The organism is Streptomyces sp. NPDC059009 (assembly GCF_042740175.1).
Lineage (GTDB): Bacteria > Actinomycetota > Actinomycetes > Streptomycetales > Streptomycetaceae > Streptomyces.
Window position 1 is genome coordinate 43655 of record NZ_JBHYJB010000048.1, and the last position, 22544, is coordinate 66198.

Annotated in this window: 17 protein-coding genes and 3 pseudogenes; 11 read left to right on the plus strand and 9 right to left on the minus strand. The window is 70.1% G+C overall.

The features are described from left to right. Positions 1-38 precede the first annotated feature (38 nt). From ACFWYM_RS36905 to ACFWYM_RS36920, 4 genes are all read left to right on the plus strand, one after another. Positions 39-896 carry a chitosanase gene (locus tag ACFWYM_RS36905; protein WP_384847241.1) on the plus strand — a complete coding sequence of 286 codons (858 nt, stop codon included), beginning with the start codon at positions 39-41 and terminating at the stop codon, positions 894-896. Between the two features lie 198 nt (positions 897-1094). Continuing rightward, entirely contained in the window at positions 1095-2057 is a 963-nt protein-coding gene (locus ACFWYM_RS36910; protein ID WP_384847243.1) for a hypothetical protein, read from the plus strand. Between the two features lie 212 nt (positions 2058-2269). Then, the gene (locus ACFWYM_RS36915; RefSeq protein ID WP_384847245.1) at positions 2270-2638 is read left to right on the plus strand and encodes a hypothetical protein; all 369 of its coding nucleotides are present in this window, start codon (positions 2270-2272) and stop codon (positions 2636-2638) included. An 86-nt stretch (positions 2639-2724) separates the two neighbouring features. Beyond that, positions 2725-3156 carry a PPOX class F420-dependent oxidoreductase gene (locus ACFWYM_RS36920; RefSeq protein WP_384847247.1) on the plus strand — a complete coding sequence of 144 codons (432 nt, stop codon included), beginning with the start codon at positions 2725-2727 and terminating at the stop codon, positions 3154-3156. On the opposite strand, the gene ACFWYM_RS36925 is transcribed toward ACFWYM_RS36920, so the two are convergent. After that, entirely contained in the window at positions 3153-3617 is a 465-nt protein-coding gene (locus ACFWYM_RS36925; RefSeq protein ID WP_384847249.1) for a hypothetical protein, read from the minus strand. The genes ACFWYM_RS36920 and ACFWYM_RS36925 overlap by 4 nt on opposite strands. 280 nt (positions 3618-3897) lie before the next feature. On the opposite strand from ACFWYM_RS36925, the gene ACFWYM_RS36930 reads away from it, so the two are divergent. Then, on the plus strand, positions 3898-4353 hold the full coding sequence (locus tag ACFWYM_RS36930; RefSeq protein ID WP_384847251.1) for a hypothetical protein: 456 nt from the start codon (positions 3898-3900) through the stop codon (positions 4351-4353). Between the two features lie 10 nt (positions 4354-4363). On the opposite strand, the pseudogene ACFWYM_RS36935 reads toward ACFWYM_RS36930, so the two are convergent. Continuing rightward, positions 4364-4798: pseudogene (locus ACFWYM_RS36935) on the minus strand (ATP-binding protein); the annotation flags it as partial. A 156-nt stretch (positions 4799-4954) separates the two neighbouring features. Here ACFWYM_RS36935 and ACFWYM_RS36940 point away from each other — a divergent pair. Further along, positions 4955-5782 carry a Scr1 family TA system antitoxin-like transcriptional regulator gene (locus tag ACFWYM_RS36940; protein WP_384847253.1) on the plus strand — a complete coding sequence of 276 codons (828 nt, stop codon included), beginning with the start codon at positions 4955-4957 and terminating at the stop codon, positions 5780-5782. After that, positions 5779-6066 carry a DUF397 domain-containing protein gene (locus ACFWYM_RS36945; RefSeq protein WP_384847255.1) on the plus strand — a complete coding sequence of 96 codons (288 nt, stop codon included), beginning with the start codon at positions 5779-5781 and terminating at the stop codon, positions 6064-6066. Before ACFWYM_RS36940 ends, ACFWYM_RS36945 begins: the two co-directional genes overlap by 4 nt. Here the strand turns inward: ACFWYM_RS36945 and ACFWYM_RS36950 are convergent. Both ACFWYM_RS36950 and ACFWYM_RS36955 read right to left on the minus strand, forming a co-directional pair. Next, complete coding sequence (locus ACFWYM_RS36950; RefSeq protein ID WP_384847257.1) at positions 6005-9511, minus strand: AAA family ATPase; 3507 nt, start codon at positions 9509-9511, stop codon at positions 6005-6007. The two genes, ACFWYM_RS36945 and ACFWYM_RS36950, sit on opposite strands and share 62 nt — an antisense overlap. A gap of 24 nt (positions 9512-9535) precedes the next feature. Further along, complete coding sequence (locus tag ACFWYM_RS36955) at positions 9536-11734, minus strand: ATP-binding protein (RefSeq protein WP_384847259.1); 2199 nt, start codon at positions 11732-11734, stop codon at positions 9536-9538. 261 nt (positions 11735-11995) lie between these two features. Between ACFWYM_RS36955 and ACFWYM_RS36960 the strand changes: the two genes are divergently transcribed. Further along, a complete protein-coding gene (locus ACFWYM_RS36960; RefSeq protein ID WP_384847261.1) occupies positions 11996-13177 on the plus strand; it encodes a PP2C family protein-serine/threonine phosphatase in 1182 nt (393 codons plus the stop codon). Between the two features lie 100 nt (positions 13178-13277). Here ACFWYM_RS36960 and dnaK read toward each other — a convergent pair. The 3 genes and pseudogenes from dnaK to ACFWYM_RS36975 all read right to left on the minus strand — a co-directional run. Continuing rightward, positions 13278-14738, minus strand: a pseudogene (gene dnaK / locus ACFWYM_RS36965) (molecular chaperone DnaK); the annotation flags it as partial. A gap of 366 nt (positions 14739-15104) precedes the next feature. After that, positions 15105-15752: pseudogene (locus ACFWYM_RS36970) on the minus strand (caspase domain-containing protein); the annotation flags it as partial. Then, complete coding sequence (locus ACFWYM_RS36975) at positions 15733-16122, minus strand: hypothetical protein (RefSeq protein ID WP_384847263.1); 390 nt, start codon at positions 16120-16122, stop codon at positions 15733-15735. The gene ACFWYM_RS36975 and the pseudogene ACFWYM_RS36970, both read right to left, overlap by 20 nt. A 193-nt stretch (positions 16123-16315) precedes the next feature. Between ACFWYM_RS36975 and ACFWYM_RS36980 the strand changes: the two genes are divergently transcribed. The 3 genes from ACFWYM_RS36980 (at position 16316) to ACFWYM_RS36990 (ending at position 19252) form a co-directional block, all read left to right on the plus strand. Next, positions 16316-17194 (plus strand): lipase family alpha/beta hydrolase, encoded by an 879-nt coding sequence (locus ACFWYM_RS36980; protein ID WP_384847265.1) that lies wholly within the window; start codon positions 16316-16318, stop codon positions 17192-17194. Positions 17195-17363: 169 nt separating this feature from the next. Beyond that, positions 17364-18191, plus strand: a complete 828-nt coding sequence (locus ACFWYM_RS36985; RefSeq protein ID WP_384847267.1) for a hypothetical protein — start codon at positions 17364-17366, stop codon at positions 18189-18191. A 212-nt stretch (positions 18192-18403) separates the two neighbouring features. Continuing rightward, entirely contained in the window at positions 18404-19252 is an 849-nt protein-coding gene (locus ACFWYM_RS36990; RefSeq protein WP_384847269.1) for a PIG-L family deacetylase, read from the plus strand. A gap of 123 nt (positions 19253-19375) precedes the next feature. On the opposite strand, the gene ACFWYM_RS36995 is transcribed toward ACFWYM_RS36990, so the two are convergent. Beyond that, positions 19376-20740 (minus strand): nucleobase:cation symporter-2 family protein, encoded by a 1365-nt coding sequence (locus ACFWYM_RS36995; RefSeq protein ID WP_384847317.1) that lies wholly within the window; start codon positions 20738-20740, stop codon positions 19376-19378. A gap of 375 nt (positions 20741-21115) precedes the next feature. After that, on the minus strand, positions 21116-22504 hold the full coding sequence (locus ACFWYM_RS37000; protein WP_384847271.1) for an 8-oxoguanine deaminase: 1389 nt from the start codon (positions 22502-22504) through the stop codon (positions 21116-21118). Positions 22505-22544: the final 40 nt, after the last annotated feature.

The following is a 22544-nucleotide window of genomic DNA, read 5'->3' on the forward strand; positions in this document are numbered from 1 at the left end:
AGAACGCGGACCACCCACCGCACTCCCCTGGAGGCCCCGTGCAGTCCCCCCACATACGCACGCACCGCCGCACCACCTCCCGCCGCACCCTCCTCGCCGCGCTCGGCGCCGCCGTCGTCGCGGGCCCGATCGTCGCGACGCAGGCGGCGAACGCGGGCCAGACCCGCGACACCGGCAGCAGCGCGGCCGGCGGCCTGGACGATCCGGCGAAGAAGGAGATCGCCATGAAGATCGTCTGCAGCGCCGAGAACTCCGACCTGAACTGGAAGAAGTGGTACAGGTACTGCGAGGACATCGACGACGGCCGCGGCTACACCGCCGGGATCATCGGTTTCTGTTCCGGCACCGGCGACATGCTCGACCTCGTCGAGCTCTACACGGACCGCAAGCCCGACAACATCCTCGCGAAGTACCTCCCCGCGCTCCGCGAGGTCGACGGCAGCGACTCGCACGAGGGCCTCGACCCGACCTTCAAGCCCGACTGGGAGAAGGCGGCGGAGGACCCCGAGTTCCAGAAGGCCCAGAACGACGAGCGCGACCGCGTCTACTTCAACCCCTCGGTGAAGCAGGGCAAGGACGACGGCGTCGGCACACTTGGCCAGTTCTGCTACTACGACGCGATCGTGATGCACGGCGACGGCGGCGACAGCACGAGCTTCCGCAACATCCGCAAGCGCGCGCTCGGCGACGCGAAGCCCCCGTCACAGGGCGGCGACGAGACGGACTGGCTCAACGCCTTCCTGGACGCGCGCGTCTGGGCCATGAAGCAGGAAGAGGCCCACTCGGACACGAGCCGCGTCGACACGGCTCAGCGGGTGTTCCTCAAGAAGGGCAACCTCGACCTGGACACGCCGCTGGAGTGGAAGGTGTACGGGGACTCGTACCGCATCGACTGAGCGGACCCCGAGGCCCTCAGACCCTCAGGGTCCTCAGGTCCTCATTTCCCCTTGACCGGGCGGGGCGTACGGCGCGGGCGGGTGCCGTACGTCCCGCCCTCATGTTGTGTGTTCTACCTCTTGCCTCTCACCTACACGTGCAACTAGCGTCCCGCCAGCCACATCTACGCGCGTTTACCAGCCACGAAGTGAGAGCCCATGATCAAGCGCATGACGTTCCTGGCCGCAGCGGTGTCCCTGGCGGCCGCCAGCACGGGAGCCGCGACCGGCGCGACCGGGGCCACCGGCGCCGGCGGCTGGGTGCAGGTGGGCTCCGGCATGACGGAGGGCATCAGCGGCCTCGCCGCGTCCGCCCACTCCGCCCACTCCACCCGCTCCGGCGACACCGTGCGGGCCCTCGTCGTGCGCGACAACAAGAAGCCCGGCGAGAACCGGGTGGCTCAACTCTCTTACGGGGATGGGGCGTCGTCCTCGGCCTCCGTCACTCCACTGAAGTGGGCGGGGGTCGGCGAGCCGATCGACCTGGAGGCGATAGAGGCGGTCCCGGGCGGCGCGGACGGCGAGTACGTGGCCCTCGCCAGCCGTGGCCTGGTCTACCACCTCACGGTGAAGGGAGACACGGCGAAGGTCTCCGACATCTCCCCGCTCCCCGCGATCCGCGAGGGCGACGACTACGAGAGCTTCACGCTGATGTCGCGGCACGGGAAGCTGGCCGCGGTCTGGGCGGACCGGGGCGAGGGCAAGAGGCGTCCCTCGACGGTGCGCGCGGCACCCTTCTCCTTCAACAAGTACGGGGAGGCGGAGTTCGGGGCGGTGCGCACGGCCACGTTCCGGGCCCCATACCCGAAGGGTTCCGTCCGGCACGCCTCGGACATGACGGTCACCGACTCCGGCCGCCTGCTGGTGAGTTCGGCCTCCGACGCGGGCGACGACGGCCCGTTCGACTCGGCGGTGAGCGATGCGGGCCGGGTCACCGTCAGCGGGTCGGGCAAGGTGCGCCTGAAGCTGTCCAAGTCCCCCGATGTCCTGCGCAAGTTCACGGGGCACAAGATCGAGGCGGTGGAGTGCGCGCCCGGCACGTCCGGTTCGGCGGTGCTGGGGACCGACGACGAGAACGGGGGCGGGGCGGTGCGGAGGGCTTCGCTCTGCGGGGACCACTGAACCCGGCGGGTGGCAGCTGAACCCGGCGGGTGGGAGCTGAACCCGGCAGGTGGGAGCTGAACCCGGCGGGTGACGGCGTTGGGCCATTCGAGGGGCGGGGGATCGATTCTCCGGGGCGCGGGGCGAGGGGGCGTTGGGAACGTGGCGGCGGGGGCGGGCTCGCGGCCCGCTTTCTCCAACTCCCCCTCCGTACCTCGCACAAGGAGCAGTCCATGCGTATGCGCAACGCGGCCGTCGCCGCCCTCGGTGCCTTCATGCTCGCCCTGGCCGTCCCGTCATCGCCCGCGGCCGCCGCGGACGGTGAGTTCCGGTACATGTACACCGGCCTCGACGGCACTCCGCGCGTCGCCGTGCTGCTCGACCCGGTGGACGGCGAGTGCATCACCCTCCCGGAGGTCGCCGACCCCGGCGCCGGCGAGCCCGCGCACTCGCCGCGCAACCGGACCACCGAGTGGGCGACCGTCTTCACCGAGCCCGGCTGCGAGGGCGACTACTTCAGCCTCCGCCCGCTCAGCGGGTACGGAAGCGAGCGGCTCAAGCTCCGGTCGGTCGTCTTCGGCACGACCCCCGAGGACTCCTAGGCCCTGCCCCGGGGGGGGGACGGGGGATGCCCTCCCCCTCCCCCCCCGGGGAATAGCCCCTACCCGTACGGGACTTGGCCACAGTCATGAACGCCACTCCATTCGACCCCCGCACCCTGCTCGCCGAGAGCCGGCTCGGCGTCCTCGCCACCATCAAGGCGGACGGCCGCCCGCAGCTCTCCCCCGTGCAGCCCTACTACGACCGGGACAGCGACCTCCTCTACGTATCGATGACGGAGGGCCGGGCCAAGACGGCCAACCTCCGCCGGGACCCGCGCGCGACCCTGGAGGTGACGCGCCCCGACGGCCTGGCCTGGGCCACCGCCGAGGGCACGGCGACGCTGACCGGCCCCGGCACCGACTCGCACGGCGCCGAGGTCGAGGCCCTCGTCCGCTACTACCGCCTCGCGGCGGGCGAGCACCCCGACTGGGACGAGTACCGGTCGGTGATGGTGTCCGATCGCCGGGTGCTGATGACGATGACGGTGGAGCACGTGTACGGCGAGCGGATCGGCTAGCCCCGGCCGGAGTCGTAACCCCACCGCGCGCGGCCGTCCTTGCCCATGAAGCACTTGGCGGGACGGCCGTCGAGCGTGGTGCCGATGGCGCCCACCGGGGCGCAGAAGCGGCCGAAGTTGATGGCGGGGCGGCCACCGCCCGAGCCCCCGGGGCGCGATGGCGTGGCCTGCGCGGTGGGGGTCGTGGTCGGCTCCGGCGTCGGTGTCGGCTCGGGTTTCGGCTTCGACTCCGGCTTCCGCTGCGGCTTGGAGTCTTCACCGGGCGTCGCCGTGACCGTCGCCGTCGCGGTCCTGGTGACCGTGACGGTGGCCTTCGGCTCCTGCTCGGTGAGGGCCCCGCCCGACACGGCGTCGCCGATGGCGAAGACCGTGAGGAACGCGAACCCGGCGAGGACGCACGCGAGGACCAGCTTGTGCTTGACCTGCATCCCGCTGAGGAACGCGACGAGGGAAGGGCGCATCGCCCGGACGATACAGGGGCGTTCGCACGCGCCGGACGGGCGGTCGCCGATCGCTCGTCGCCTACCGCGTGGCCCCACTGGCAGGGGATCCTACGTCCGGCCATTCACGAATTGTCCTGATGTACAGCTGGATCCATACGTCCAACCGAATGATCCTCGCCTTCCTCTCTTTGGCCTCATTCGCACCTTTGCCGACACCTCGGCCGCCCCGATGGTGGGAGCTGCGCCGCCGACAGCCCGTCGGCGGCGGCGCAGCTCCCAGGAGAGAGGAAGCCCACGCATGGCCCCGATCCCGGTGAAGCCCGGCAAGTACAAGATCCACGCGCACATCATCGGCCCGTCGTCCCTGCTGACGGCCACGGAGTACGCCGTCAAGAACGGCGCCCCCGTCATCACCGACCGCTTCAACCCGCTCCCGATCGAGCAGGACTGGATCATCGACACCGCCGATCACGAGACGGTGGGGTCCCCGTACGTGATCCACCTCGCCTACCACCCGGCCGCCGGCCTCGTGGTCCACGAGGACAAGCTCTTCGTGAACAGCGTCCCGCGGGCCGAGTGGGCCAAGTTCACCTTCGAGCAGGTCATCGGCGGGGTCAAGATCCTCTCGGAGAAGGGGCTCGCCATGCGGGCCGGGCACCGGGGTGCCCAGATCGAACTTGTGCCGCCCAAGCCGGAGTTCCAGGAGACCTGGACCCTGGAGTATCAAGGCCCGATCCCGGAGGGCGAGGAGTAAGGGACAGCCGGGCCCAGACCGTCTTCCCGACCTCGCGCCCGGCCACGCCCCACTCGGCGGCAAGCGCCTCGACCAGGTGCAGCCCCTGCCCCAACCCGCCGTCACCCCCGGCGGGTTGGGGCTCCTTCCGCTCTTGGCGCTCTCTCCGCTCCCTCGGTCCGAACTCGGGCCGCGGGTCGCTGACTTCAATGCGGATCTCCTCTTCCGTGTACGTCAGGCAGAGCTCGAAGTCGCGCCCCGGCACCCGCCCGTGCGTGATCGCGTTCGCGGCGAGCTCGGCGACGATCTGGGTCGCGGCCTCCGAGGGCTCGGTGAGGTAGGGGACGCCCCACTCCGCGAGGTGGTACTTCGTGAGACGGCGGGCGAGCCGGGCGCCACGGGGCGTGGAACTGAAACGCTGCGTGAACGTACGTACGGGTGTGGGGAGTTGAATGTGCGGTGGCATGGCGCCCACTGTGGCCCGGCCCCACCCCCGCCACCAGGGACCAAACTCGTACAGTCCGCATCTGTACGAGTACGGAGTGTGGACAGTACGGGTAACCGTCCGTGACCATGGGCGAGTTGGCGGGGACGGTACGAGAGCGTCGGGGGTACACCCGTGATGTCTGCAAGCACCAACAGGGAGCCGGAGCCGTCCGACGGCCTCAAGACGTTCGGGGCGGTCCTGAAGAGCTTCCGCAAGAGGGCGGGGTACACGCAAGAGGGGCTGGCCCCGCTGATCGGCTGCTCGGCCCACTTCCTCGCCTCCGTCGAGCAGGGGCGGCGCTATCCGCCGCCGGGGTTCGTGGACCGGTGCGAGGGGGAGCTGGATGCGTTCGGGACGCTGCGGGTGGGGGCGAATCAGCTTCGGCGGCAGAAGGGGCTGGCTTCTTGGTTCCGGGAGTGGGCGCGGCTGGAGCAGGAGGCGATCAACCTCTACACGTATGAATGCCGGTTGGTGCCGGGCCTGTTGCAGACCCCGGCGTACGCACGCGCACTCTTCAACGAGAGGGTGCCGTCCCTGTCCGACCAGCAGGTGGAGGACCAACTGGCCTTCCGCCTTGAGCGGCAGAAGCTGCTGCGCGAGCACCCGAACACGGACTTCAGCTTCATCGTCGACGAGCACGTCTTCCTCCGTCCCACGGGCGGAGCCGACGTCATGCGCGAGCTCATCGAGCACGTATTGGAGGCCACGTCTCCCCGCAACGTCGAGTTGCAGATCATGCCGCTGTCGCAGGGCGTGCACCCTGGCCTCGACGGCCCCCTCCGGCTTCTTGAGACCCCGGACAACCAGTGGTTCGGGTACTCCGAAGGGCAGAAGAGCGGGATGCTCATCTCCGACCCGAAGGTGATCAGCACGCTTCAAACGCGGTATGCGAAACTGCGCTCACAGGCCCTCACACCCGAGGATTCCGTGAGCCTGCTGGAGCGACTGCGAGGAGCACAATGAGCACCAGTAGCGAACTGGCGTGGTTCAAGAGCAGCTACAGCGGCAGCGACGGCGACGACTGCGTGGAAGTCGCCCTCGACTGGCACAAGTCCAGCTACAGCAGCGGCAGTGACGGCGACTGTGTCGAGATAGCCACCTGCCCCACCACCATCCACATCCGCGACTCCAAGAACCCCGAGGGCCCCCGGCTAGCCCTCGCCCCCACGGCGTGGACCGGCTTCCTCACGTACGCCGCGCAGACGCCCGCGCAGGCAGCAACAGACTCCGCCGCTCCTCGGCCGTAAGGTCGCGGAAGGCACGTGAACGGGCGCGCTCCAGCAGCCCGTTCACGTCTTCCGTGGCCCGCCATACCCGCACCGTCCGGTCACGGGAGACCGTGGCGATCAGCGTGCCGTCCGGAGACCACGCGAGGTCGTTGACCTGGTCGTTGTGGACGCCCACGACGGCCAGTTCACGGCCGGTGTTCGGGTCCCACAGGCGGACCGTGTGGTCCCAGGACGCGGTCGCGAGCCGGCGCCCGTCCGGGGACCAGGCGACGCCCGCCACCCGTTCCTCATGCCCGCGCAGATTCGTGAGCTTGGCCCCTGTGTACGGGTCCCAGATCCGCACCATACGGTCACGCGACCCGGTCGCGACGCGGCGGCCGTCCGGGGACCAGGCGAGGCTCCAGGTGTAGTCGCCGTGGCCTTCGAGGAGGGTGAGGCGTTCGCCGGTGCGGGTGTCCCAGACGCAGGCCGAGCCGCGCGTGAGGGAGGTGGCGAGCCGGGTGCCGTCGGGGGACCATGCGGGGCGGGCGTACGACTGGCGGTCGCCCTCCAAGGTGAGAAGCGGGACCCTTTCGGCGGCGTCCCAGATGCGGGAGTCACCGTTGTTCTCCGTGGTGGCGACGCGGGTGCCGTCGGGTGACCAGGTGACAGAGACGAACTCGGTCTGTTCCCTGATGAGTTCGAACCCCATCCCCTGCTGAGGGGCATCGGTCCAGCCTCCCGACTGGGGAGAGCTGACCAGCAACAGCAGCCGCGCCTCGTCCGGAGAGAACACCGCGTCCACCACACCGTCGAAGTACTGCCCCCGGTTGAGCAACTGCCGTCGGGAAACGTCCCATGTCAGCGGCCTTCGGCTGTCCGCCACCACGAAGAGCCGCTCCCCGTCCGGCAGCCACTCGACGCGCCGTAGCCCTTCGACACCGCGCAGAGAGACCTCCTCCCCGCCCACCGGTGCCTCCGCGTCCCACAGGGAAACCGTCCCGTCGCGGGACGCCGTGGCGATGCGGTCCCCGTGCCAGGAGATGTCGTTGACACAGTCGGTGTGACCGTCCAGCCAGATGGCCGTGTTCACGGACAGATCCCAGAGGTGCACGGTGCGTTCGTTGTCTCCGTAGGCAAGACGGAAGCGGCTGGGTGCCCAGGTCACGCACGGCAGCGGCGCCCCGGCATGCTGCACGTGCGCCACTTCCCAGGACTCCCCCGGGGGCGGCACCCGCCAGACGACGACCCTGCGGTCCGCCGCGACCGAGGCGAGCCACTTCCCGTCGGAAGACCAGGCGACGTGGGCGACGCTCGCCCGGTGCTCGCGCAGCTCGGTCCGCTGCTCCTGACCGTCCGTGCCCCAGATCAGCACCGTGCCGTCGTCACCCGCGCCCGCCAGCCACGCCCCGTCCCACGACCAGGCGATCCGCCATACCGGCGGCCGGCGCTCCCAGCCCTCGGCCAGCTCGACCACCATGTTTCCGGTGCCCGCGTCCCGGACGCACACGCCCTCCCGTGACGCCACCGCGACGCGCGCGCTGTCCGCCGACCAGGTGACGCTGCCGCCCCAACTCCCGCCCAGGGAAAGGCATTCGGACCAGTCCTCTGTGTCCCAGAGGACGGCGAGACAGTCGCGGTACCCGGCCGCGAGCCGCTTTCCGTCGGGCGACCAGGCCACCGTGAACGCGTTGTCGCCCGCACCGCCGGTGCGCGCAAGCACCACGGGCTCGCGCGCCACGTCGTCCGGCCCCGACGCCCAGACCCGCACCTTCCCGTCCTCGTAGGCGACCGCGAGCCGGGCACCGTCCGGCGACCAGGCCACCGCCCGCGCGTTGCCGCCGTCGCAGCGGAGGACCGCGCACCGCCACGTGGAGTTCAGGGCGGTGTGCAGCGCGCGCTGGACGACGGGGATCGGCGCGCATTCCTCCGCAGCCGCCAACGCTGCGAGCAGCGCCAGCTCCGGGGTGCCGCGCGCGCCTTCGATGGCCCGGCGGGCCACCGCATCGGCCACCTGGGCCATGGCGGCACTGTCACGACGTATGGACTCCTCAAGGAATGCCGCGACCAGCGGACCGCCGCCGACTGCCTCGGGCTCGGCGGCAACCCACCCCCGCGTAACAGCCAGCCTCTCCCCTCCCAGCAAGTACCCGTCCCGCCGCCCCGAATGCTCCCAGTCCTGCGCGGACCGCTCCAACTCCGTGCGCCTGCGCAGCATTTCAGCGGCCCCGGCGACAGCACCACGCAGCGGCGCCCACTGCCGGAAGAGCGCCTCGTGGCTGACGTCGACGACGTCACCGTCACTCGTGAGCAGCCTCCCGGCCACGAACGCGTCGACGACGGCCCGCTCCCCCGGCGCGAGATCGCCCCGCCGCACGCGGCGCCGGGTCGGCTCCCCGTGCTCCAGGGTGACGAACTTCAGCAGCGCCCCGAGCACGGGCGCGCCGGGATCGGCGCCCCGCAGCTCGTCGGCGATCCGATCCGCCTGTTCGGCCAAAGCACCGGCCACACCCCCGAGTTGAAGGTAGTCAGCCTCCCGTACAACACCGTCGTCGGCAGCGCGGGCCCGCAGGTACAGCGCCTGCAAGGTGTAGGCGAGCAGCGGCAGGGCGTCCCCGCCGCCCGTGTCGTCGACCATGCGGGCGACGAGCCCGGGGGCGAAGGTCAGCCCGGCCTGCTCACCGGGCTTCTCGATGACGTCGACGATTTCGGCGCGCCCCAACACGCTGACGAGCAGCGGCTGTTGGCCGAGAGCGCCCGCGTACCCCGTCTCCAGCAGATCCGTCAGGAAGTCCGAGCGCAGGGTGGCCACGACCCACAGCCGAGGCCGTGCGGCGACGGCCTCCCCGATCCGGACGAGAAAGGCGTCGCGTTCGCGCGGCCCGGCGAGCGTGAACAGCTCCTCCAGCTGGTCGACGACGATCAGTACGGGCCCACCCCGTTCAGGCAGGGCCTCGGCCAGGGCGGTTTCGAGCCGCCCGACCGGGTCCTCGCCCGGCGTGAACGGCGGTACGACGACCCACCGTTCTCGTCGCCGGGCGAGCGCGGGCAACAACCCGGCCAGCACCAGCGACGACTTTCCGCTCCCGGACGGCCCGATGACGGAGACGACGCGCCCCGCAGGGCGGCCGCCCGCCACGGGGTGCAGCCGGGCGACCAGCTCCCGTACCTCCCGGTCCCGCCCGAAGAAGACCCCGCTGTCGGCCTCCGTGAATGCCTCAAGTCCCGGATAGGGAGGCTGGGTTGCATCCCATGCGCGCCGCACGGCGGCGACCGGCCGCTCCAGGACGTGCAGCCAGACGGCACAGCCGATGAGCAGCAGGATGGTCCCGCCGAGCAGGGGCAGCGACCAGTCCCGCAGCACGCGCAGGATCCACGGGACGTGATCGGTGCGGCTGGTGGCGTAGTTCGCGGCCATTCCCAGCAGGGTCGTGGCCACCAACGCCAGGACATTCACCGCGAGTTGGGCACGCCGTCGATCCACGCCCTCAGTGTGCCACCGCGCCCCCTACGCGGAGGGCGCGCCGTTCACGGCGTACTCGACCCCCTCCGCGTACGGCAGGGCGAGTGCCTCGGCGTAAGCGCGCTCGTAGTCCTCGTCGCCGATCTGCTCCCGTACCTGCTCCGCGCAGCGGCGGTGGGCGGCGGTGAACTCCCTGAAGCCGCGTTGCGCGGGGCCCGCGAAGTCCCAGGCGTGCTGGCCGACGGCGAGGATCCGGGCGGCCTGGTGGCCGTCGCCGGTGGCGCGGACGGCGGCCGCGAGGGCGTCGAGGCTCAGCGCGGCGGGGATCGTGCTGCGCATCGCCGCGTGACCGGCCACGGCGTCGCGGGCCAGGCGTACCGCCTCGTCCGGTTCGCCGCGCAGCAGCGCGATCCGCACGAGGAAGCACTCCGCGACGGAGCGGCACCAGCCCTCGCCGCACCTGCGGCTGGCCTCGCACAGGTCGACGAAGACCCGCTCGGCCCGGTCGTAGTCACCGCGCCCCAGCCACGCGTACGCGACCGCGGTGCGGTGCTGGAGGTCGGCGGCGCCCAGCCAGTCCGGACCGGGGTCCGGCCGCGGCACCAAGGACAGCGACAGGTCGACCTCGTCATACCGGCGGGTGAGGACCTTGTGCGCCATGTCGGGGTAGGTGGCGGCGAGGACGATCCGCGGGTCGTCCCGGAGGTCCTGGTCTTCCGCCAGGCGCTCGCACACCGCGCCCCAGCGGCGGACGGCGTCCAGGTCGCCCTGGAGGGTGGCCACCGCCGCCCGGGTCCACGCGGCCTGGAAGCAGGCGGGGCCCGGCTCCGGGTCCGCGGTGAGCACGAGGTCCAGGCAGTGCTGGGCCTCGCGCAGATAGCTGGTGTACCGCCACAGGAAGCCGATGCTGCCCGCCATTTCGAGGGCGACGGCGCGGTCGGGGCCGGCGAGGGCGTGGTCCATGGCGGCCTGGAGGTTGGTGTGCTCGGCGATGGTGCGCTCGCTCCAGCGGATCTGCTCCCCGGTGTTCCAGGTGGCGCACGCCTCACGGGCGAAGCCGCGGTAGAAGTCGCGGTGGCGCAGCCTCAGGGCGTGCTCCTCGCCCAGCTCGCGCAGCCAGTCGAGGCCGAACTCCCGGACGGTGTCGAGCATGCGGAGGCGGGCAGGGTCGGTGCGGTGGCGCACGACGACGGACTTGTCGAGGAGCCCGTCGAGGAGTTCCGTGAACCGCTCGGGCGCGAGCGGCCCGCCCACGCAGACCCGCGCGGCGCCCTCGGCGGTGAAGCTGCCCGCGAAGACGGAGAGCCGCGCCCACAGGAGCCGCTCCAGCGGGGCGCAGAGTTCGTGGCTCCAGCCGATGGCGGTACGGAGGGTCTGGTGGCGGCGGGGGCGCGGGTTGCGGCGGCCCTCGCAGGCGGCCAGCAGGTCGAGGGGCGAGGGCACGCGGTCGCCGAGCGCGGTGTACAGCTCGTCGACGGACAGCTCGGAGAGCCGGGCGGCGGCCAGCTCGATGGCAAGGGGAATCCCGTCGAGCCGGGAGCAGATGGCGGCCACGGTGGGGTGGCTGGCGTCGTCGAGGGTGAAGCGGGGGTCGACGTGGGTGGCGCGGGCGGTGAAGAGGGCGGTGGCGTCGGAGGGGCAGCTCTGTGAGTCGGGGGCCGTGCCCGACCCTTCGGTGCGCCCGGACAGGGGAAGCGGAGACACCTCCACGCACTGCTCCGCGGGGATCCCCAGCGGCTGGCGGCTCGTGGCGAGGAGCCGGGCTCCCGGGGCCGCGGCGAGCAGGATCGTGGCGAGCTCGGCGCAGCCGGACCGTACGTGTTCGCAGGAGTCGAGGATGAGCAACGCCCGTTTGTCGCGGAGCGATTCGGCCAGCACCTCGGCCACCGGACGGGTGGTGCGGTCGGCCAGGCCCAGGGCCTCCACGACGGCGAGGCCGACGGTGGCCGGGTCGCGCAGGGGGGACAGTTCCACGAGCCACACGCCGTCCGGGTGGGCGGGGTGCGAACGGGAGGCGGCCCGCAGGGCGAGCCGTGTCTTGCCGACGCCGCCGACGCCGACGAGGGTCACGAGCCGGCTCCCGGCACGACCGGCATCTCCGGCACCCCCGGCCCGGCGCGCACTGGGGGCGGGTGCCCCGCTCAACAGCTGCTGGAGACGGTCCAGTTCGGCCCGCCGGCCGACGAAGCTGGTGGCCTCCTCGGGCAGATTGCCCGCGACCTCTGTGACGTGGTGCTGGGACACGCGGCTCTCCTCGCCCGCTGCCTGTGAAGGCCCTGGTCAGGGGGCGTCACCCGCCCCGGCCCGCAACTGAGGGAGGACAGTCTGGCCGAGACCCGGCCGGTCGACCGCCGCATCCCGGCAAGTGATCAGAACCGGACGTTCCCCATCACAACCTGCCGCCTTGCGCCCGACACCTTTCAAGTCCCCCCGCCCCCACCGGGTTGGGTGAAACATGGCCCCTCACTACGGCCGTGCCCGACCTCCGAGGGGGAGCAGCAGCTCATGACCGCCGACAAGAGGGTGGGCGGGGCGGGTCGGCCACGCAGGCGTCGCCCTCTACTCCCACGAATCCCCCTGCGCCATCTCCTGCCGCTGCTCCCTCCCCTGGGAATCTGCGCGCTGCTCACGGCCCTGGGCTTTCTCACGCATGTCCTCTCCCCGCTCTCGGGCCTGCTGCTGCTCGCCCCCGTGCTCGCCGGGCTCCGACTCGACGCCCGGCACACGGCGGCGGTCGGCGCCGTCGCCCTGCTCCTCGGGCTCCTGGTGGACGGCCGCGCCTGGAGCCCGGGGTTCGCGGCGCACTGGGGCGGGCTGCTCACGGGCAGCGTCCTGAGCGTGCACGCGGCGGCCCGCCGCACCGCCCTGGAGCGGGTCCTTGCGCGGGTCAGCGAGGTGTCGCGGATCGCGCAGGCGGCCATCCTGCCGCCGGTGGCCGAGGAGTTCGCCGGGACACTCGTACGCACGCGCCACTACTGCGCGGCACCGGACGCCACGGTGGGCGGGGACCTGTACGACTGCGCGCTCACCCCCTTCGGCCTGCGCGTCATCGTCGGGGACGTACGCGGACACGGGGCGGAGGCGATGCCGCTGACGGCGGCGACGATCTCCGGCTTCCGCGATCTGGCGTACCGGACAAGGGAGTTGAGGTCGGTGGCGATCGGCCTGGACGCACGTCTGACGCCGCGCCTGGCCGACGAGGAGTTCGTCACGGCGGTCCTGGTGGAGTTCGGCAACTGCGAGATCCGCACGGTCAACTGCGGCCACCCCCCACCCCTGCGCGTGGGCACGGACGTGAAACTCCTCGAACCCCCCAAGCCCGCGCTCCCGTTGGGCCTGCGCCCGGACCCGGAGCAGTACCGCTTCCGCCTCTCCCCCGGCGACCGTCTGCTCCTCTACACGGACGGCCTGATCGAGGCACGCAACACGGAGGGCACCCACTTCCCCCTCCTCGAAGCAGCGGCGGAGGCCCTCACCGACCCCCTCCCGGAATCGGCCCTGGCCCGCCTGTACGAGCAGGTGACCGCCCACTCGGGCGGCACGCTCACGGACGACGTGGCGCTGGTCCTCTGCCAGCCGTCGGACCTGCGCACACACACTGGGCTCACCCCCGGGTCCCACCCTGGAGCTCCCGAACCACCTGGACTTCTCGGACCACTTGAACCGCCGCCCACGCTGAGCGGCTGACGCCTCGTCATCTCCGGGGACGCGGGGGCTCGTACGGTATCGGCGCGAGCGCACGGGACGTGGAGGGAGTGAAATCTGCTGAAGTCCCGCTTCCCGTACGGCTGTCGCCTGGCAACTTCACACGCTGCTGTTTGCCCGTGCCCAGGTCCTTCGCGCTCACGTGCATGATGCCGTTGGCGTCGATGTCGAAGGAGACCTCGATCTGCGGGACGCCGCGGGGCACGTGCGGGATGCCCGTGAACTCGAACATTCCGAGCCTCTTGTTGAACGCCGCGATCTCGCGCTCGCCCTGGTAGACCTGGATCTGCACCGACGTCTGGTTGTCCTCCACCGTCGTGAAGATCCCCGAACGCTTCGTCGGGAACGTGGTGTTGCGCTCGATCAGCTTGGTCATGATGCCGCTCTTGGTCTCGATACCGAGGGACAGCGGGGTCACGTCGAGGAGCAGGACGTCCTTGACCTCACCCTTGAGGACACCGGCCTGGAGCGAGGCGCCGATGGCGACGACCTCGTCCGGGTTCACACCCTTGTCGGCCGCCATGACCTTGTCGGCCTCCATGCCGCCGGTCAACTCCCTGACCAGGTCGGCGACGGCGGGCATGCGGGTGGAGCCACCGACGAGAACGACGTGGTCGATCTCGGTGGGGTCGACGCCGAGATTCTTGTCGGCGGCATCCTCGATGACACGGTGGAACGGCGTCTTGCAGCGCTCCAGGAGGTCGGACGTCAACTGCTGGAACTGGGCGCGCGTGAGCTTCTCGTCCAGGTGCAGCGGCCCCTCGGCGAATGTGGCGATGTGGGGCACGCTGATCGTCGTCTCGGCGGACGAGGACAGCTCGATCTTCGCCTTCTCGGCGGCCTCACGGAGGCGCTGCAGGGCCGTCTTGTCCTTGGAGAGGTCCACGCCGTGGCCGGCGTTGAACCGCTGGACCAGGTGGTCGACGACGCACTGGTCCCAGTCGTCACCACCGAGGCGGTTGTCGCCGCTCACCGCTACGACCTCGACGACGCCGTCTCCGACCAGCACCAGGGACACGCTGAGGTGTCCGCCACCGAGGTCGAAGACCAGAATGGACTGGTCGTCCTTGTCGAGGCCGTAGGCGAGAGCGGCGGCGGTGGGCTCGCTGACGATACGAAGCACGTTGAGCCCGGCGATCTCACCGGCCTCCTTGGTGGCCCACCGCTCGGAGTCGTCGAAGTAGGCGGGGACGGTGATGACGGCGTCGATCACCTTCTCACCGAGGTACGCCTCGGCCTCCCGCTTCAGCTTCTGCAGGATGAAGGCGGAGATCTGCTGGGAGTTGAAGTCCTTCCCGTCCAGGCTGATCTTCCAGTCGGTGCCCATGTGACGCTTCACGGACCGGATGGTGCGGTCCGCGTTCGTGACCGCCTGACGCTTGGCGGCCTCGCCGACCAGCACCTCACCGCTCTCGGCGAAGGCGACGACGGACGGCGTGGTCCTGGCGCCCTCTGCGTTCACGATGACGGTGGGCTCACCGCCCTCCAGAATGCTGACGGCGGAGTTGGTCGTGCCCAGGCTGATGCCCACCGCCCGGCCCACGAAGGGGCGGGCGGACGCGGTCGCGGACTTCGAGGACGCCTTGGCAGCCGCCAGTTCGCTCCAGAACACGCGGCTGGCCTCCGCAGCCTTCGCGTCGGGCCAGTTGGTTCCGTACAGCCGCACCAGAACCCGCCGGAAATCCTCGTACCTACGGGCGGCGGCCCCAGGGTTTCCCCCACGTCCGACGAGCTCTTCCTCATCCAGATACAGCCGGGGCTCGGCCTCACCGTCGCCACCCGTCGGTGCCCGCCTCTGCTCGCTCGAGGGCGGGCGATACCCCACGTTGCGGGCGACGATGAGGTCCGCGACGGTATCGGTGCCCTGCCTCCGCGGCCTCGGGAGACCCCGGCTCTTGAGACTCCGGTAGAGACAGCGGTAGAGATCGTCGAGCGTCAGATCTGCCGGCGCCTCGGGGTCGCCCTGGGTGAGCAGCCTGAGCAGCTGTGCCGTGAAAGCCGTGTTGCGCTCGCCGGGCGGGGCAAGGGCGGTCATCCCTGCCGGAGTGGCGGTGAGCGTGTACGTTCCCGTGATGTCGACCTGGGCCAGCACCAGATCTTCGAGGGGAGACATGACACCGAGCGCACGGCCGGAGAAGCAGCAGTCCAGGATGACGACGCGGTTGCGTGCGGGGCTGTTGGCGACGAGTTCCCTCAACCCGTCGAAGGGCATCGCGCCGTAGCGCAACAGATCGCCGCGTTTGGTGTGCGACAGCCCCAGGTGCAGCTGGCCCCGGCTGTCGAGCAAGCCGTGACCCGCGTAGTAGACCAGCAGCAGATCCTCGGCCTGCGGAATCACGTCGGCCAGTCGCTCTCCCAGTTCCGACGGGGTCCTGGGGTTGGCGATCACCTCACAGTGACGCGGGTTGAACCAGCCGTGCACGGACTGGCCCAGTGCCTCGACGATGTCGGTCAGGTTGTTGAGCACCGGCGGCAGGGCCGGCAGGTCAGGGTCGCGTGTGTAGTCGGCCGTGCCGATCAGCACGACGCGGGACCGCTCACCGTTCGGCAGTCTCATCGGGTTCCGCGTCCGACGGCTCACGGCTCAGAAATGCGCAGAACTCACTCACCACGGCATCAGGATCGCTGACCCGGCGAAGATCGATCTCGAAGCTCTCCCCGGTGGGCCTGACCGCCTTCACCGTCACATCGCTCTTGCGCTGCTTCACCCACTCGACAACAGCCCGGGCGAGGACAGTCGCCGAGCCGCCCGCCGAGACCGCGACCACCAAAGCCTCGGGGAGCCCGCCCATCTGGCCGGAATCGACGTCCGCATGCTCCAACCGCGCCTTGCCCCGCAGGTCCTCTTCATAGCGCAGCCAATCAGCAAGAGCCAGCAGAGATTCCGAAGCCCGTTCAAGATCGGCATCCTCGACGAGAAGCCTCATTTCAACAGCGCCCCCGTATCGCTCAGTTGACGGAACATCAGAGTACGCAACCCGGCCGCACCGAGGAAGATCGGATCAGCTCCGGCAAACCAACCACGCGGCTCCTGCTGCCTCTTGGTGGACCTGGCCCCCCTCCCCATACTCGCGCTGGCCACCTTGTTCCGTCACACTCCCCCTCCATAACGTCAAGCCCATGACCAAGGACAACACCCCACACACCTACGTCCTCGTACACGGCACGAACAGCGCGGGCGCGTTCTGGCAGCCGTACGCATCGGAGTTGGCCTTGCGCGGCCACCGGGTGGTGGCCCTGGACCAGCCCCTGCACGGCGCGGCGGCGTACTACCCACCCGCGTACCAGACCCAGGACCTCACGGCCCTGGCAACACAGCCCACCCCCCTGGCGAAGATCGGCCTGGCCGACTTCGAGCGCAGGGTCACGGAGACGGTGCGCCGCGCGGCACGGCACGCGGCGAACGGCAAGGTGATCCTGGTGGGCCACAGCCTCGGCGGCCTCTCCCTCTCCCGCGTCGGCAACTCGATCCCCGAACTCCTCCACCACCTCTGCTACATGGCGGCGTACTGCCCGAGCGAGAGCATGCCGACGACCGAGGCATGCATGACAGCACCGGAGTCGGCGGACGCGATCACGCCCGCGGACCAGGTGATCGGCGACCCGGCGAAGCTGGGGGTGATCAGGCTCAACCTCCGTACGCAGAACAGCAGGCACTTGGCCACACTCAAGGAGATGACCTGCGCGAACTACCCGGAGGCGGCGTTCCACCGCGTCCTCGCGGGCCTCCAGCCGGACGAGTCCACGCGCCCACCGGCGGAGCGGGCGGCGGGCGAGGCGGCGACGTGGGGCACGGTCCCCCGCACCTACTTGCGCTTCGGCAAGGACCGCCTGGTGACCCCCGCACTCCAGGACCGCATGATCGCGGAGGCGGACGCCCTGACCCCCGACAACCCTTTCCGCGTACGGAACTTCCCCTCGGCACCGCACATCGGCCCCCTCGATCCGGGGCCGGTGACGGAGGCGCTGCTCGCACTGGGAGGGGACCGGCACCAGTAACTGACCGCCCTTTCCTAATGGTTCAGACCGTTTCGGTCGGTGCGTTTGCTCTGGTGTTCCTCAATTCCCTTGTCCGGACTGGATCTTGGCTGAAAATATCCAGCCTCGTGCCCGGCGGTTACCGCCGGAAGCACATCCAGGAATGTCATTCCAGATCGGGGGATCATCCATGAAGGCTCGCACCAAGCACGGAATGGTGGCGGCGCTCAGCGCTGTCGCCGTCCTCGGCGGAACCGCGACCGAGGTCTTCGCCGCGGACGCCGCCACCGTGACCAAGCAGACCGTCACGCAGCAGGCCACCGCCCAGCAGAGCGACCCCGCCGCCACCCCGGCCGCGTACGTCACCTACCTGCGCCACTCCCACGAAGAGGGCGCGGCTGACACGCTCAAGAAGTTCAAGAACCTGACCCGGGTCCAGCAGCACAAGTACCTCGGCTACCTCCACGACCCGGCCCTGTTCAAGGCGTTCCTCGACAAGGGCACGGCGGCTCAGGGAAAGGGCATTTCCGTCCATTCCCAGAACGCCAGCAGCACGACCTCGCTGCGGGGCGGTGACGTCACCATGGGGCAGGAGCGCACCTTCAGCGGTCTCGACGCCGCCGCGAAGAAGCGGAAGAAGCCGCTGCCCAGGGGTGCGCACTCGGTCAAGTACAACGCCTATGTGAAGTACTTCGGCATCAAGGCCATCCGGTTGACGCTGAAGGTGAACTTCCACAGCAACGGCCGGGACATCGACAAGATGTACAAGGCCGAAGCCACCAAGCGGAACCTCAGCGGCGTCATCAGCCTCGACCACAAGAAGACGAAGCAGTGGCGCTCCAAGTGGATGTGGTGCCCGGTGGGCAAGCCCTGCTCCAACGGCCACAACGCCAACGCCTCGGTCATCTGGGAGGGCAGCGTGGTGATGAAGGGGAGCACGTTCCAGCTCGACAAGAAGCAGAAGGCGCAGGGGAACATCTACGGCCGGCTCTCGAACTACTCCCTCAAGAACGTCTAGACGTCTCGACGCCTCGGCGTCTGAGGGAAAACCACTGAGCTGATCCAGCGCCAACCGGGCAGGGGCGCCCTTCCGAGGGCGTCCCTGCCCGTCGTCGTGCCGGGAACAGTCGGTCCGCCCGAGGCTGTTGCACGGAGTGATTGAGTGAGGGACCGGCGTCGCACGCCGCCCCGCACTCGCCCCACGACACGCTTCCGCAGGAGGACTCCTTCATGACTGACCGCCCCTTGACCCTCATGGCCGTGCACGCCCACCCCGACGACGAGGCCACCAGCACCGGAGGGGTCCTCGCGCGGTATGCGGCGGAAGGGATCCGCACGGTGCTCGTGACCTGTACCGACGGCGGTTGCGGGGACGGGCCCGAAGGCGTCAAACCGGGTGATGCCGGGCATGACGCGGCGGCCGTCGCCGCGATGCGCCGGCAGGAGCTCGAGGCGAGCTGCGAGGTCCTGAAGGTCAGCGATCTGGAGATGTTGGACTACGCCGACTCCGGGATGATGGGCTGGGCGAGCAATGATGCCCCCGGTTCCTTCTGGCAGACGCCCGTCGAGGAAGGCGCCGCGAGACTCGCGGAGCTCATGCGCCACTACCGGCCCGATGTCGTCGTCACCTACGACGAGAACGGCTTCTACGGCCACCCCGACCACATCCAGGCCCACCGCATCACCATGGCGGCGGTCGAGATGACCGCACGGGACGCGGAGCCGCTGGCGCCCAAGGTCTACTGGACGACCATGCCGCGCTCGGGCATGCAACGGTTCGGGGAGATCATGCGCGAGTTCCACCCGGACATGCCGGAGCCGGATCCGGAGGAGGCCGCCGCGATGGCCAAGATCGGGCTGCCCGACGACGAGATCAGCACCTGGGTCGACACCACCGCGTTCAGTGATCAGAAGTTCGACTCGCTGGCCGCGCACGCCAGCCAGGGCGAGAACATCTTCTTCCTCAAGATGGGCAAGGAGAGGTTCGGCGAGCTGATGGGCGTGGAGACCTTCGTACGGGTCCAGGACGCCACCAGCGCGGCCGTACCCGAGAACGATCTCTTCGCCGGGCTGCGCTGAGCCGGCCGGCCCCCGTCGAACGCACAGCAAACGCAGAGCGCGCCGCCCCAACTGGCAGGGCGGCGCGCTCACTTGGCAGGGAAAGGACGCCGAGCGGCAGCGCCCCTGGGACACGTAACGGAATCAGTGCGCCGCCACCTGCCCCGGCACCTCGGCACTCTGCACGCGCGACTCCGAGATCTCCCGTCCCGACTCCATCGGTGACGTCACGTCGTCGTCGCCGCTGCGCTTGCCGATGTGGTTGAAGAGGAGGTTCAGGACCACCGCTGCCACACAGCCCGTGGAGATGCCCGAGTCGAGGATGATCTTCGCGCGCTCGGGGAACGCGTGGTAGAACTCCGGCGCCGAGATCGGGATCAGGCCGACGGCCAGCGAGACGGCGACGATCAGGACGTTGTTGTCCTTCTCCAGGCCCGCCTTGACGAGGGTCTGGATGCCGCTCGCCGCGACCGAGCCGAAGAGGACGACGCCCGCGCCGCCCAGGACCGGGCGCGGCACGACCGCGATGAGCGAGGCCGCGACCGGCATCAGGCCCATGAGGACGAGGAAGCCGCCGCCGACCGCGACCACGAAGCGGCTGCGGATCTTCGTCATCGCGACCAGGCCGATGTTCTGCGCGAAGGCGCTGCACATGAAGCCGTTGAAGAGCGGGCTGAGGGCCGAGCCGAGGGTGTCCGCGCGCAGGCCCGCCGCGATGGTCTTCTCGTCCGCGGGGCGGTCCACGATCTCACCGAGGGCCAGCATGTCGGCCGTTGACTCCGTCATGGAGACGACCATCACGACGATCATCGAGACGATCGCCGCGCCCGCGAACTGCGGGGCGCCGAAGTGGAACGGGGTCGGGAAGCCGACGATGTCCGCGTCACCGATGGCGCTGAAGTCCGTCATGTCGAAGGGGATCGCGACGATCGTGCCGAGGACGAGGCCGAGGAGCACCGCGATCTGCTTGACGAAGCCCGTGGTGAAGCGGCGCAGAAGCAGGACGATCACCAGGGTGATGCCCGCGAGGGCCAGGTACTTCTCCGCGCCGTAGTCCTTCGCCGCCGGGTTCGGGCCCTGTGCCCAGCCGAACGCCACCGGCATCAGCGAGATGCCGATGAGGGTGATGACCGTGCCCGTGACCACCGGGGGGAAGAAGCGGATCGCCTTGGAGAAGAAGGGCGCCGCTATAAAGCCCAGGACGCCTGCGACGATCACCGCGCCGAAGATGATCGGCAGCGCGTCGTCCTTGTCCTTCGTCGAGTCGACGACCGCGAGCATGGGGGCGACGCCCGCGAAGGTGACGCCGTTGACGAAGGGCAGCCGGGCGCCGATCTTCCAGATGCCGAGCGTCTGGAGGAACGTCGCGAGGCCCGCCGTGAAGAGGCAGGCGCCGGTGAGGAAGGTGAGTTCCTTGGGAGACAGGCCGACGGCCGCGCCCACGATCAGCGGGGGTGCGACCACTCCCGCGTACATGGCCGCCACATGCTGGAGGCCCGTCGTGGCCATCTTGAGTGGGGGGAGCTTCTGGTCGACGGGATGGACCCCGTCGGGGGTCGTCGCGTCGGGGGACGCCTCCTCCTCGGAGGCGGTACTGCCTTGCTTGGTGAACCTGGGCTCTGTAGCCACTGTGGCTCCTCCGGTTGTTTTCCAGTACCGGCTGCGGACCGGCACTTTGCTTCTGGGAGGTGGGGGGTGATGCACGTGGTGCAAGGACTTGCTCGGTGTTCGGTTGTGCTGTTTCGCGCCCAGGTAGTACTTGAGTGAGTACTGACCGCCCCGGTGACGTGAGGCTTTGGGCCACGTCCCGGGGCGGCACTTGAGCAGCCCGCTCGGCTGCTCAAGTCCGGTCAGGGGCCGTCCCCCCTGACCGGAGATCCAGGGTCAGCTCGTCGCGGCGATGCGCGCGAGCCGCTGTGCCTCGTCCCGCGTGGAGCGGGCGATGGCGTCCTCGTCGGCGGTGAGCAGGCGTCCGTTCTCGACGACCGGCTTGCCATTGACGAGGGAGAGGGTGACCGGGGCCGCCGCGCCGAGGACGATGGCGGTCACCGGGTCGGCGATCGAGGAGTGTCCGATGCCGTCGGTCTTCCACAGGACCAGGTCGGCGAGTTTGCCGACTTCGAGGGAGCCTATGTTGTCGGCCCTCCCCAGGACTTGGGCTCCCCCGTACGTGCCGAGGCGCAGGGCCTGGCGCGCGGTGAGCGCCGCCTCGCGGTGGGCGCCGAGGCGGTTGATGAGCAGCGCGTTGCGCAGCTCGGTGTGGAGTTCGCCGGACTCGTTGGAGGCGGTGCCGTCCACGCCGAGGCCGACCGGGACTCCGGCGGCGAGCATGTCGGGGACGCGGGCGATGCCGGCCGCGAGGCGTGCGTTCGACGACGGGCAGTGCGCAACTCCCGTACCGGTACGGGCGAATGCCGCGATGTCGGAGTCGTTCATGTGGACGCAGTGCGCCATCCACACGTCGTCACCGAGCCAGCCCGTCGACTCGAAGTAGTCGGTGGGGCCCATGCCGAACAGCTCGTGGCAGAACTTCTCCTCCTCGACCGTCTCACTGCCGTGGGTGTGCAGCCGCACCCCGAGGCGGCGTGCCAACTCGGCGCCCTGGCGCATGAGTTCGGTGGAGACGGAGAAGGGCGAGCAGGGGGCCACGGCCACCTGCGTCATCGCGTCGAAGGAGGCGTCGTGGTGCTTGCGTACCGTCTCCTCCGTCGCGGCGAGCGCGCCGTCGAGGGTCTCGACGGCGAAGTCCGGGGGCAGGCCGCCGTCCTTCTCGCTGCGGTCCATGGAGCCACGGGCCAGGGTGAAGCGGACACCCGTCTCGGAGGCGGCCCGGATGATCGAACCCGACAGGTCGCCGGAGCCCTGCGGGAAGACGTAGTGGTGGTCCATCGCGGTGGTGACACCACCGCGGGCCATCATCGCCAGGGAACCCTGCGCCGCCGCGTACGTCATCTGCTCGTCGATGCGCGCCCACGTCGGGTACAGCGCCACCAGCCAGTTGAAGAGGTTGTGGTCCGTGGCCAGGCCCCGGGTGATCCACTGGTAGAAGTGGTGGTGCGTGTTGACCAGGCCCGGGGTGACCAGGTGGCCGGTGGCGTCGACGCGACGTACGACGTTCTCCAGGCCCTCGGGGGCCGGGCCCGCACCGATCGACTCGATCGTGTTGTCGGCGACGACCACGTGACCCGAGGCGTACTCGGTGTCGTGGGCGTCGACCGTCGCGATCGCGGCGTTCTCGATGACGATGCGCTGAGACACTGTCGCTGGCGCCATGGTGCTACCTCCGTGAAAGGGGTGGGGTGGGCACGGCAGG

Excerpts from the sequence above, each read along its gene's own strand:
- ACFWYM_RS36910 (WP_384847243.1), top strand. The coding sequence starts at position 1,095 with ATGATCAAGCGCATGACGTTCCTGGCCGCAGCGGTGTCCCTGGCGGCC.
- ACFWYM_RS36915 (WP_384847245.1), top strand. The coding sequence starts at position 2,270 with ATGCGTATGCGCAACGCGGCCGTCGCCGCCCTCGGTGCCTTCATGCTC.
- ACFWYM_RS36920 (WP_384847247.1), top strand. The coding sequence starts at position 2,725 with ATGAACGCCACTCCATTCGACCCCCGCACCCTGCTCGCCGAGAGCCGG.
- ACFWYM_RS36925 (WP_384847249.1), bottom strand. The coding sequence starts at position 3,617 with ATGCGCCCTTCCCTCGTCGCGTTCCTCAGCGGGATGCAGGTCAAGCAC.
- ACFWYM_RS36930 (WP_384847251.1), top strand. The coding sequence starts at position 3,898 with ATGGCCCCGATCCCGGTGAAGCCCGGCAAGTACAAGATCCACGCGCAC.
- ACFWYM_RS36940 (WP_384847253.1), top strand. The coding sequence starts at position 4,955 with ATGTCTGCAAGCACCAACAGGGAGCCGGAGCCGTCCGACGGCCTCAAG.
- ACFWYM_RS36945 (WP_384847255.1), top strand. The coding sequence starts at position 5,779 with ATGAGCACCAGTAGCGAACTGGCGTGGTTCAAGAGCAGCTACAGCGGC.
- ACFWYM_RS36960 (WP_384847261.1), top strand. The coding sequence starts at position 11,996 with ATGACCGCCGACAAGAGGGTGGGCGGGGCGGGTCGGCCACGCAGGCGT.
- ACFWYM_RS36975 (WP_384847263.1), bottom strand. The coding sequence starts at position 16,122 with ATGAGGCTTCTCGTCGAGGATGCCGATCTTGAACGGGCTTCGGAATCT.
- ACFWYM_RS36980 (WP_384847265.1), top strand. The coding sequence starts at position 16,316 with ATGACCAAGGACAACACCCCACACACCTACGTCCTCGTACACGGCACG.
- ACFWYM_RS36985 (WP_384847267.1), top strand. The coding sequence starts at position 17,364 with ATGAAGGCTCGCACCAAGCACGGAATGGTGGCGGCGCTCAGCGCTGTC.
- ACFWYM_RS36990 (WP_384847269.1), top strand. The coding sequence starts at position 18,404 with ATGACTGACCGCCCCTTGACCCTCATGGCCGTGCACGCCCACCCCGAC.
- ACFWYM_RS36995 (WP_384847317.1), bottom strand. The coding sequence starts at position 20,740 with ATGGCCACGACGGGCCTCCAGCATGTGGCGGCCATGTACGCGGGAGTG.
- ACFWYM_RS37000 (WP_384847271.1), bottom strand. The coding sequence starts at position 22,504 with ATGGCGCCAGCGACAGTGTCTCAGCGCATCGTCATCGAGAACGCCGCG.